At 43.7% G+C, this 11,514-nt stretch carries 9 protein-coding genes; 7 read left to right on the top strand and 2 right to left on the bottom strand.

Annotated features, from left to right (window positions below):
• Positions 1-155: 155 nt before the first annotated feature.
• From ACE38W_RS04810 to ACE38W_RS04835, 6 genes are all read left to right on the top strand, one after another.
• Positions 156-1,676 (top strand): sensor histidine kinase, encoded by a 1,521-nt coding sequence (locus tag ACE38W_RS04810; protein ID WP_375829130.1) that lies wholly within the window; start codon positions 156-158, stop codon positions 1,674-1,676.
• 5 nt (positions 1,677-1,681) lie between these two features.
• Positions 1,682-2,875, top strand: coding sequence for a DUF4407 domain-containing protein (locus ACE38W_RS04815; protein ID WP_375829131.1), 1,194 nt, complete (start codon positions 1,682-1,684; stop codon positions 2,873-2,875).
• Between the two features lie 34 nt (positions 2,876-2,909).
• Positions 2,910-3,611 carry a LytR/AlgR family response regulator transcription factor gene (locus tag ACE38W_RS04820; protein ID WP_375829133.1) on the top strand — a complete coding sequence of 234 codons (702 nt, stop codon included), beginning with the start codon at positions 2,910-2,912 and terminating at the stop codon, positions 3,609-3,611.
• Between the two features lie 107 nt (positions 3,612-3,718).
• Positions 3,719-4,111 carry a DoxX family protein gene (locus ACE38W_RS04825; protein ID WP_375829135.1) on the top strand — a complete coding sequence of 131 codons (393 nt, stop codon included), beginning with the start codon at positions 3,719-3,721 and terminating at the stop codon, positions 4,109-4,111.
• A 172-nt stretch (positions 4,112-4,283) separates the two neighbouring features.
• Positions 4,284-5,309: a sugar phosphate isomerase/epimerase family protein gene (locus ACE38W_RS04830; RefSeq protein ID WP_375829137.1), complete on the top strand. Its 1,026-nt coding sequence runs from the start codon at positions 4,284-4,286 to the stop codon at positions 5,307-5,309.
• 216 nt (positions 5,310-5,525) lie between these two features.
• A complete protein-coding gene (locus ACE38W_RS04835) occupies positions 5,526-7,916 on the top strand; it encodes an ABC transporter permease (RefSeq protein ID WP_375829138.1) in 2,391 nt (796 codons plus the stop codon).
• Between the two features lie 36 nt (positions 7,917-7,952).
• Here ACE38W_RS04835 and ACE38W_RS04840 read toward each other — a convergent pair whose 3' ends face one another.
• Entirely contained in the window at positions 7,953-8,750 is a 798-nt protein-coding gene (locus ACE38W_RS04840; protein ID WP_375829140.1) for a FecR family protein, read from the bottom strand.
• A 183-nt stretch (positions 8,751-8,933) separates the two neighbouring features.
• Between ACE38W_RS04840 and ACE38W_RS04845 the strand changes: the two genes are divergently transcribed.
• Positions 8,934-10,112: a proline dehydrogenase family protein gene (locus ACE38W_RS04845; protein ID WP_375829142.1), complete on the top strand. Its 1,179-nt coding sequence runs from the start codon at positions 8,934-8,936 to the stop codon at positions 10,110-10,112.
• A gap of 81 nt (positions 10,113-10,193) precedes the next feature.
• Here the strand turns inward: ACE38W_RS04845 and ACE38W_RS04850 are convergent, their stop codons facing one another.
• Positions 10,194-11,513: a RagB/SusD family nutrient uptake outer membrane protein gene (locus tag ACE38W_RS04850; protein WP_375829144.1), complete on the bottom strand. Its 1,320-nt coding sequence runs from the start codon at positions 11,511-11,513 to the stop codon at positions 10,194-10,196.
• Between the last annotated feature and the right edge of the window lies 1 nt (position 11,514).

Raw genomic sequence — 11,514 nt, forward strand, 5'->3', positions numbered from 1 at the left:
CGTGGTTAAGGCCTTTAAATTACACATCCCGACCCAGAAATCAAAGCAAGTCCCCGTTTCCGGATATTCATACCAAATATCCCAGATTTCATCCCTTTTTTCTTTTACGCCCCCAGGTAATACTTAATATTGCTGTCAAATAGCACATACCTACTATGGATCAGCAAAAAATACGAAAAATTGAATTCGGCGTAGCTACCGCCATTTTCCTGTTGGCTCTCTTCAGCCTGATTGGTCCCTCCCTGATGAATGGCGAAATTCACTACGACAGATACTATGATAACGGCATCCCTGCCAAATTTGCCAGATACCATCAGATTTACGATTATTACCTACATTACTTCTTACCAGTGTTAACCAAAATTTTGGTAGTATACTTCAGCTTTTTGCTGGTCAATTTTGTAGTAGTACCTAAATTCCTCGAAAGAAATAAATGGGTGCTGGGCGGATTGCTGGTCATAGTTATCTCTACCACTATGTTCTTCCTACTCATGGTAAGTCATTCCTACCGGTATGGATATATGCTCGGGCAATATAAAACACGGCACGGCGCACATGTACAGTTTGCCAAAATGGCCTTTCGTATAACTATCGCCTATACAGTGTTCTATACTGTCTATTATGCGCTGAAACAACTTTATATTAATTACGTCCATAGTTATGCGGTCAATAAAATATTCCCTAATAAGATTGCAAGAGAAATACTGATCGCTTTTGGCGTCTGGGTGATTCTACTGCTCAATGTCAGTGACTGGAGATTGGCAAGTATTATCATGTTCTTTTATCCGGTTGCTGCCGCTCTTTTCTTCTTTACACAATACAAGATTTTTCCTGAATTCGAACGTCATCAAAACAAAAGAAAACTCGCACAGGACCTGGTACTGTACATTTTGCTGATTAACTTCGTGGTAATGGTAGGCGTACTGCTGTTATTTGGCAATAGCTTTGGCCTGGAACCACTTGTGCCATATGCATTGCTTGGTGTATTTTTATGTACTATCGTAGGTCTGCCTCTCAGTTGGTTATTCTTCAAAAGCCAATTAAACCAAAAGCAGGTAACTGGCCTGAAAGTGGCCCTCAATCAATCGTCCGCTAACCTCGATTTTCTGCGTACCCAAATTAATCCGCACTTCCTCTTTAATGCGCTGAATACCCTTTATGGCACCGCCTTACAGGAAGATGCGCCTCGTACCAGTGAAGGTATTCAGAAGCTCGGTGATATGATGAGATTCATGCTCCATGATAATCATCTCGAAAAAATATCACTGGAAAAAGAAGTCGCCTATCTTCAAAATTATATTGATCTGCAGCGCCTCCGCGTAATGGAATCTCCGGATATCAAAATTGAAGTGAACATCAACGAAACAAATTGTAGTCACGAGATCGCACCCATGTTACTAATTCCTTTTGTTGAAAATGCATTCAAACACGGTATCAGCCTGCGTAACCGCTCCAGCATCGTCATCTCATTGAGCTGTACAGAAGCAGAAGTTTTCTTTGATGTATACAATACCGTGCATGCCCGCCCTGAAAACGATCCTGAAAGAGATAGCATGGGCATAGGTTTGACTAATGTACGTGAAAGACTGGCCTTACTTTATCCTGGTAAACATGACCTGAGTATCAGGCAAACATCTACTGGCTTCTTCGTACACCTGACAATTGTAGTCAATTAATATATATGAACAATACTGAGAAAAATCAGCAGGTAGAAACTGAACCTGATACCCTCACGCGGTTCCTCTGGTGGCTGGCTGCAGCCGACGGAGAGATACTGAAGGAATGTAAAACTGAAAAGGAACGTTACAGAATTATTGGCATTGCGGTATTCGTCACCTGGATGTTTGCCACGATTGCATGGGGATACTTTTTCTCCACCATTGTGAACGATGATATGATCGTACTGGCATTGGCCCTGTTCTTTGGCTTCGCGATACTGAGCATAGACCGGACGCTGATCGCCGCCATGACACGCAGTAATGGCAACAACAAATGGTTGCCGGTCATATTTCGCCTCGTGCTGGCCATCACCATTGGATTGTTTATCTCCCAGCCAGTTGTGCTGATGTTATTCAACAAGGATATCAAAGCTCAATTGGAAATTAACAAACAAACAAAGCTGGACGATTTCAAAGCGCAGCTCGTAAAACAGAATGCTGTACAACATGATGGATTGCAACAGCAAGTGGACAGACTCGATCAACAGCTGAAGCAAAAAGAAGAAGATACCAAAGGCTACAAAGATGCCTTCATCAAAGAAACCGATGGCACGGGCGGCTCTGGTCGTATTGGTGAACAGGCAGTAGCCCGCGTAAAGAAAACGGCCTGGCTGGGCGCTGAAGATGAATTGACAGCGCTTCGTAAGCAGCTGGCGCCTCAACAGGCTATCTTGCAAAAGCAACTGTCAGAAATGAAAACAAGCGACAGCCTGAAAGTAGTCGCCTATACCACCACGCTTACCGATGGTTTCCTGGCGCAAACAGAGGCCCTGCACGACCTTACAGCCGCGCATCCACCATTGCAACAACGATACCGACTGATCGTTTTCATTATCACACTCATAGAAATTATGCCCATGCTCAGCAAACTGCTGATGCCCAGAGGTGAGTATGATGAAAAGCTGGCTGCCGCTACTTCACAAGGCATAATGGCCGCACAGCTGGAAAAAGAAAAAAGTAAAGAACTACTGGAACATTACCAGGAAGCAGCTACCGCCGCAGATAAAGAAGTGCTGGATTATCTTTTTGAAGAAACCGCTCATCTCCGCAAACAACAGGCAGATGAAATGGTGCGCGAATGGAAACAGCGCGATAACAAGCCCTATAAACAATTCTGGCAACAAGCCAGCAAATTATTCTTAGGCAAAATCCGTTAATAGCCTAACTTGTAGACAGGTAAACGATGTGTATATGAAACTTACCGCTATCGCAATAGATGATGAACCAGTAGCCCTGGCCGTGATAAAAAATCATGCTGCCATGGTGCCCTACCTGGAAGTGAAAGGATATTTTACCAACGCCTTCGAAGCAATGGATTTCCTTAGTAAAGAAAAAGTGGACCTCATCTTCCTGGATATTAAAATGCCGGATATCTCCGGCCTGGACTTTATTAGCAGTATGCCGGAACCGCCCATGGTAGTGTTTACCACCGCGTATTCCGAACATGCCGTTAAAAGCTTTGAACTAGACGCCATCGATTATCTCCTGAAGCCATTCTCTTTAATCCGGTTTATCAAAGCATGTAATAAAGTCCATAACCTTTGGTTATTAAAGCAGAAACCGGTGCCAGCAAAGGATGTACCTGACTATATCTTTGTTAAGAGCGGTTACGAACAATTTAAGGTGATCCTGGATGAGATACTCTACCTCGAAAGTGCCGGCAACTACGTCAACTTTGTACTGAAAGATCGTAAACTGCTCTCCAGACTTTCTATGCAGGAAGCGATGGACGCATTACCTGGTGGTCTGTTTACACGTGTGCATCGCTCCTTTATCGTATCTAATAATAAGATAGAACGTGCCGACAGAAATGCCCTGTATATAACAGAAATGCCTATTCCAATTGGTGCCGCCTATGCAGAAGCAGTAGAAGAATTATTGCTACGAAGATGATGTCGCAATTCACCCGATTATTGTCTTAATACATACCCGAGGATGTTGTTAACAGTGATTATTTTTGTGTCAGCAACTGAAATTAATCACTGTTAATTCTATTAGTTATGACAACCTTAGTGAACACTTCCAAGACTGTAAAAAAAGACAAAATTTTTTATTGGGTTTTTACCTCCCTGTTTGTATTGCTCGATTCTGTACCTGCAATTTGGTTCAATAGCCAACTGGCAAAAGACGGAATCAAAAGCATGGGATTTCCTGAGTGGTTCGGTGTGGAACTGGGCATCGGTAAACTTATCGGTGGATTGTTACTGATCTTGCCAATGGTACCTGCACGCTTCAAAGAATGGGCTTATGTAGGATTTGGCATATCATTGATCTCTGCATTTATCGGCAACTTCATTGTTATAGATCCGGTTCATGCGCTCGCACCACTGGCGGGTATGGTGATACTCACCGTCTCATATATTTATTTCCATAGATTATCAGCTCAGCGATAGGATTTAATTATAATTAAAAAAACGGGATACCGGCGGCCATCAGGCCCTGGTATCCCGTTTTTTTTGTCTGTGGAAAATAGAAAAACAGCAAGAACAACTGCGGTATATTCACTCATACAACTGAATGGAAAAACCTCATTTATTTTATTATATTTAAGAAAAACCACGTTATATGAGTAATTCCAACAACCGCCGCGATTTCCTGCGTCAGATGGGACTCGCAACCATGGGGCTGGGCATATTCCCGTCACTGTTAGCCGCTTGTAACAATGGGAACCCTACCGATTCCGGAGAAAAGAAAGACAGCACAAAAGCCAATGAAGATCTACACAAAGACCTCTTCTTTAAAATATCTCTGGCAGAATGGTCCTTTCACAAAGCATTGTTTGCTGGTAAAATGAATCACCTGGATTTTCCTGTACGTGCAAAAAAAGAATTTGACATTCATGCAATAGAGTACGTAAACCAATTTTTTAAAGACAAAGCAAAAGACAAAGACTACCTGACTCAGATGAAGCAACGCTGCGATGATAATGGCGTGAAAAGCGTACTGATCATGTGTGATGGCGAAGGTGAAATGGGGGATCTCGATCCAAAGAAAAGATTACAGGCAGTAGAAAATCATTATAAATGGGTAGAAGCCGCACAATTCCTCGGTTGTCATGCCATCCGTGTAAATGCAGCAGGAGAAGGCAATGCAGACGATGTGGCTAAAGCCGTGATCGAGTCACTCACCAAATTGTCCTCCTTCGGAAAAGATCATGGTATCAACGTAATCGTAGAAAACCATGGCGGTAATTCCTCCAACGGTAAATGGTTAAGCAACATCATGAAATCAGTGAATATGCCCAATTGTGGCACTTTACCTGACCTCGGCAATTTCTGTATCAAACGCACGAAACCTGAAAGTAATACACCTGAAGGCTGGGCCAAAACCAAATGCCTCGAAGAATACGACCGCTACGAAGGCGTTACTGAACTGATGCCATTCGCTAAAGGTGTTAGCGCTAAAACGTACGATTTCAACGAGCAGGGCGAAGAAACCACCATAGATTATACGCATATGCTGAAGATCGTGAAGGCTGCCGGTTACGCCGGTCATATCGGTATCGAATATGAAGGCGAACGCCTCTCTGAAGAAGATGGTGTTCGTAAAACAAAAGAGTTGCTCCTGCGTGTGGGCGCAACCCTCAGCTAAATCTATATTACATATACTCCTGAAAGGAAGGTGTTGTTATTGATGACTATAGCAACACCTTCCTTATTTTTATCTTGTCCTGAAATGAACACCTGCTGTCAGAATTCGAACATATTATTTATTATAATATATTATAGTGTATTGATTTTGTGAGATACCTACCCAGGCATTTATTTAGTTAGAACAAATCATCTGTTTTAACAAACTATGATCGTCATGATAAAAAACTATTTGAAAATCGCATTCCGGAACCTGCTAAAATACAAGGTTTATGGCATGCTGAATGTAGCGGGATTAGCAGTTAGTATCGCCTGTGGCATCATCGTATTTGCTATGGTGAAATATCACCTAAGCTTTGATAACTTCCATTCCAATTCCGACAGGGTATTCAGAATAGTAACAGAACAACACCGCGATAAAATCAATTACAGCAACAGCGTGCCTCCAGCATTAGGACTCGCTTTTCGCAATGATTATAGCTACGCTGAATCTATTGCCAGAACCGTATCTGCACAGGATATGGTAATAACGGTACAAACATCCAAGGAGCTCACCAAATCCAAGGAAAGGGACCTGATATTTGCAGAGCCCTCTTTCCTCCAGATATTTAACCTTCCATTGCTTAGCGGCAATAAAAAAGATGTGCTTCAGGAACCTAATACCGCCGTTATAACGGAAACGACTGCACGTAAACTATTCGGCACCACAAATGTGGTAGGAAAAATCTTCCGCCTGGATAATACACTCCCCATCAGGGTTACAGGCGTACTAAAAGACCTTCCTGTCAATACAGACCTGCGTGCACAAGTAGTAGTATCCTGGCCAACCGTTAAGGCTTATAACGAATGGTACCTCCATAACGACGCCTGGGGCGGCATCTCCTCAGATCTTCAATGTTATGCACTCCTTCGGTCAGGTGTAAATATTTCCGAGGTAGAAAAAAACATGGATAGTTATGTGCCTAAATTCAGGGCAGGCAATAAAAACGTTCATCACTATAAATTACAGCCGCTGGCAGAAATGCACTTTGATAGTCGCTATGGTGGCGTGATGGAGAAGAGGAACCTCTGGATATTATCGCTGATTGGTATATTCCTGCTGATGGCTGCCTGCATTAATTTTATCAACCTCGCCACCGCCCAGGCACTCAACAGATCAAGGGAAGTAGGTATCCGCAAAGCCTTAGGCAGCCAGCGATTCCAGTTGTTCTGGCAATTTATCGCTGAAACCGCCTTAATAACGGTAGCGGCTACACTGACTGCCATATGCATTGCCATTTTGGTCATGCCTTCCGTGAATGAATTATTCCATGCACAGATTCAGCTCAACTTACTCCATGATCCGGTATTACCGGCATTTTTACTGCTGCTGATAGCAGTGGTAACCTTTATGGCGGGCGCCTACCCAGGACTTATCCTTTCTGGATTTAAGCCAGTAGCTGCTTTGAAAGGAAAACTATACATGCAGCAAATAGGCGGTTTTAATACCCGCAGAAGCTTGATCGTACTGCAATTCTCTATATCGCTAGTGCTGATCATCGCTATGCTGGTCATTTCCCGTCAGATGCAATATACCCGTCAATTTGATCTCGGTTTCGATAAGGATGCTATCGTCATGGTACCAAGAGCGTCTGAAAATCCTGACCTTAGCATGTTTTCCCTTCGTGATCAATTAGCCGCTATTCCAGGTGTACAGCAGGTTTCGCTTTGCTATGCGGCGCCTTCTTCGGTGACAGCCTGGAACAACAGCATACGCTTCGACAACCGCGATGATGACGAAGATTTCAGGGTGAGTATTAAAAGTATTGATGAACATTATCTTTCTACTTTCGGTCTTAAATTGTTAGCAGGCAAAAATCTCTTTAGAAGTGATTCCAGCAAGGAGATGATCATCAACGAAACCATGCTGCATAAGCTGGGGCTAACCTCTCCAGAACAAGCTATTGGTAAGCCGATGGCATTTGCCGGCGAATCGATAAGCGCTCCTATAGTAGGCGTGGTGGCGGACTTTCATGATAGATCCTTACATGAGGATATTGGTGCAATAGCATTTACCACCATGCCAGGCATGTATCAGGCCTATGCCGTAAAACTGAATGCCAATCAGCTCTCTGCCATCATGCCCTCGATCGAAAAAACATGGACAGCCATGTATCCGGACAAAGTTTATTCCTATCAGTTCCTGGACCAATACATCCGTTATTTCTACCAGACAGAAACTGATATGCTGCAGATCATACGCATATTCTCCTTCATCGCTATATTCATTGCCTGTCTTGGGTTATACGGCCTTGTAACCTTTATGGTTGCACAGAAACGCAAAGAAATAGGTATCAGGAAAGTATTAGGAAGTAATGTATCTGGAATATTATGGCTGTTCGGGAAAGAATTTGGGAAGTTAATTTTACTGGCATTTGCTTTTGCAGCGCCACTAGGTTGGTGGCTAATGAGCAACTGGCTGAAAGACTTCCGTTTTCATACGGAGCTATCTGCCGGAACATTTGCAGCGGCCATACTACTGACATTGTTCATTGCCGCCGTGACGGTATCCCTGCAAAGTGCGAAAGCCGCCATGATGAATCCTATCAAGAGTTTGAGAAGCGAATAACGATATCTCAATCCATCATAGAAAGGCTAGTGACGATCAATATTTGATCGTCACTTTATTTTCAGCAATGGTGTATTTGAATTGTAGCTGTTTACTTAATTTATCCAGTACCTGTTGCAAAGAGGCTTTTACAAAGAGTTCATGGACCTCGCTGTTGCTGGCATTATTGCCGGTGATGTTGATATCTACGCCATACCAGTCTTCCAGGTTGCGCCAAAACATCATGTTAGCCGGCCCGTTGACCTGAAGGGAATCCGCCAGCCATAATCTGGCTTCCTCAGGTTTGTAGGTTTCTTTCTCCATCAAATCTATTTCCTTGTTCGCGAGAATCATCTGCCCATATTCCAGTATTTCTGGTTGATTATCGGTAGAGGAATGATAAGATTTACTCACCTTAATTTTTCCTGTATAGAGATGAACTGTTGCGCCCTGCTGGCTGGTAAAGCTACGTACTCTGAAACTCGTGCCTAATACCTGGGTGGTCAGTTTGTCTGTAACCACTGTAAACGCTGATGTATCGGGCTTCACCGCAAAGCAGGCATCTCCATCCAGTAACAACCGGCGATGGCCTTGCAGATAGTTTTCTGGTACCAGCAGGGTAGAGGCGGAGTTGAGAATAACAGTGGAGCTATCTGGCAGGGTGATATATTTCCTGGTGCCGGTTTCTCCAGAATAGGTCTGATACTTGCTTCCTGGCTCCTCAAATTCACGGATGGCGGCAGACTTATTTTCCTTTTGGGCAGGCGTATTACACGCAACAATGCCTAAAATGAGAAAAACGCCGGTATTTCGGAAAAAAGTTCGTGAAAAGCAGGTATCAATTTTAAATGGCATATACCAGTATTTTTGTATGCAAAGGAAAAGTCCTAAAAGTACGCAAATTTAAACAGCATGGGAAGCTCACCTTTTCCAATTTCTGCGAAGCAATAGACAATTTCCGTATACGCGGATAAAAACTTATTTCCCTGGTTGAATGTTTTTTGTTTGAATTCTCGGACCACCCTAACTTTGCGGCCCATGGAAAAGCAGCTATCTTTATCATTCGATAATACGGCTATTGCATTTGAGGCAAAGACCGACAAAGACCTGAAAAAAGCCAACTTTCTCTTCTCTAACATAGGGAAACCCTGGCTTGTTAAATTAGGCGCCACGTTTACTCCCATCGCATTTAAACTGCGGTTACCTATCAAAGGAATTATCAAAAATACCATCTTCTCACAATTCTGTGGTGGTGAAACATTGGAAGAAGCTGCTCACACTGCATTACAGCTGGGCAACTACCATGTTGGCGTAGCATTGGACTATGGTGTGGAAGCTATGGAAGGTGAGGAAAACTATGATAATGCGGTACCTGAATTTGTACGCGCCATCAAATATGCTGCTTCCCGCCCGGATATTCCTTTCATTGCCATCAAAATCACCGGCTTCGCCCGTTTCAGCCTCCTGGAAAAAATCCACGCAAAAACACCGCTTTCCGCTGAAGAACAACAGGAATTTGAACGTGTCCGCAAACGTGTACACACCATCGCAGAAGCTGCTGCCCTCCATAACGTAGGCATCCTCGTTGACGCGGAAGAATCCTGGATACAACAGCCAGTAGATGACCTCACCGACGAAATGATGTCGCTCTTCAACAAGAAAAAAGTTATCATCTTCAATACCTTCCAGATGTATCGTCACGACAGACTGGAATTCCTGAAACAATCACTGGACACCGCTGTAAAAAGTAATTACCTGCTCGGCGCCAAACTGGTTCGTGGTGCCTACATGGAAAAAGAAAACAAACGTGCCGCCGAAAACAACTACCCATCACCTATACAGCCTAGTAAAGAGGCAACAGACAGGGATTATGATGCCGGTGTTGCTTTCTGCCTCAACAACCTTGATAAACTCGGACTTTTTGTTGGTACGCACAACGAAAACAGCTGCATGCAAGCTGCTAAAGTGCTCCACCAAAAAGAAGTACCTCATAATACCGAAAGAGTGAGCTTCTCACAGCTGCTGGGCATGAGTGATAATATCACCTTCAACCTCGCACATGCTGGTTATAATGTTTCTAAATACCTGCCTTACGGCCCGGTAAAAGACGTAATGCCTTACCTGATCCGCCGCGCACAGGAAAATACTTCCATCGCTGGGCAAATGGGTCGTGAGTTAGGACTTATCCGTAAGGAAATGAAAAGACGCGGAATCTAATTTGTAAATACAGAAAATGATAAGGCCGTCTCTACCAGGTAGAGACGGCCTTTTTTATGGCAAGTAAAAACGGGGGCTTTTTTATATATTCACTTCACTCTGTGGAAGCGGGAACTTACTCCATACATCATCATCTGGTCTGTCTATCGGGATGGTGTTCAGCAGATTATATCTTCTTAAATCTATCCAGCGATGTCCTTCCATAAACAATGAATATCTACGCTCATACAGCAATTCTGTAATCAGTGCAGCACTAGTCACCGCTCCTGCATAAGGCGGTAGGTTATGCCCTGATCTGATCCTGTTCAATGCTACAATAGCGTCCGGAAATTGTGCTAATTGAATCTTGGCCTCTGCATACAGTAATATCAATTCTTCATTACGAATAATTGTTACCGGAGAACTTAGCGAAGCCCAAAGATTCACGTCCCTGGTGCTACTTAAGCCTGCCTGACTGGCGATTACATTTCTTACAGACGTTTTATTAATCCTATCGTCGCCGGTAATTATATCTGTAGCGAAGGAAGGATGGGCGGCCCTGATTTCACCGTTATTGTTGAGCGGTAAGAACAAGGGATTCGTTTGGTCGCCTCCATTGGTCGAAAAGGTATGGAAAACGCCGGTTGTAAAAGATCCATTCAGGTCTAAGAAGGAGCCGTTCAGGTCTGTTAATACTGCTGCCCAATTCTGTCGGTAAGCGTCTACTCTCGAGGCTATTGCTCTATTAAATTTCAGTAATCCTGCTGCATCTGCAAAGCCACTGAAACCTCGTGACAAAGAAAAGACAACTGATGAACCGGTGAGGTCTGTAGCCCCGTCCTGTAAGTATTTCAGGATAGAGTCCTGCGCCGCCGGTACACTGGTGATCACTGGCCCGATAGCACTTGGATCTGCAGAAGGGATACGGATACCATTGGCATCGGTCAGGGTCAGGTTCAGTAATAACTGGTAACCTATCAATGTTTTGGCAAAACCCGTATAGCCTTTGCGTTCTACATCACTGATACTGGTGCTGTTTTTAGCACCTTGTAATATGAGGTATGCCTGCCGTATTACCTGGTAACGCGCTGCCCATGGATTGGTCAGGTAAAAGCCGTTATTGTCCAGGAGCTTGGTACCACCGCCTAACATATCTGTGGTGTAACGAGGCTCTGAACTGGAAAAATGGTAGATCTCTCTGCCAATAATTCCAATATCATCCATATAAAAAGCTATGTTTTGTCGCATCCCTGATTCAGCACCTGATACCAGGTTGTTCAGGTCACTCTTACTCGGGTTCCTGGTGATATCACCAGTAGTAGGGGTGTTCAAGCTGTTGATTTCCCCCTTCTGACAAGCAAAGCATAACGTCATTGTACCAACAACGAGCAGCTGTCTTATTGTAAAAAGATGTTTTTTCATA

It is taken from the genome of Chitinophaga sp. Hz27 (assembly GCF_042263525.1).
Taxonomy (GTDB): domain Bacteria; phylum Bacteroidota; class Bacteroidia; order Chitinophagales; family Chitinophagaceae; genus Chitinophaga.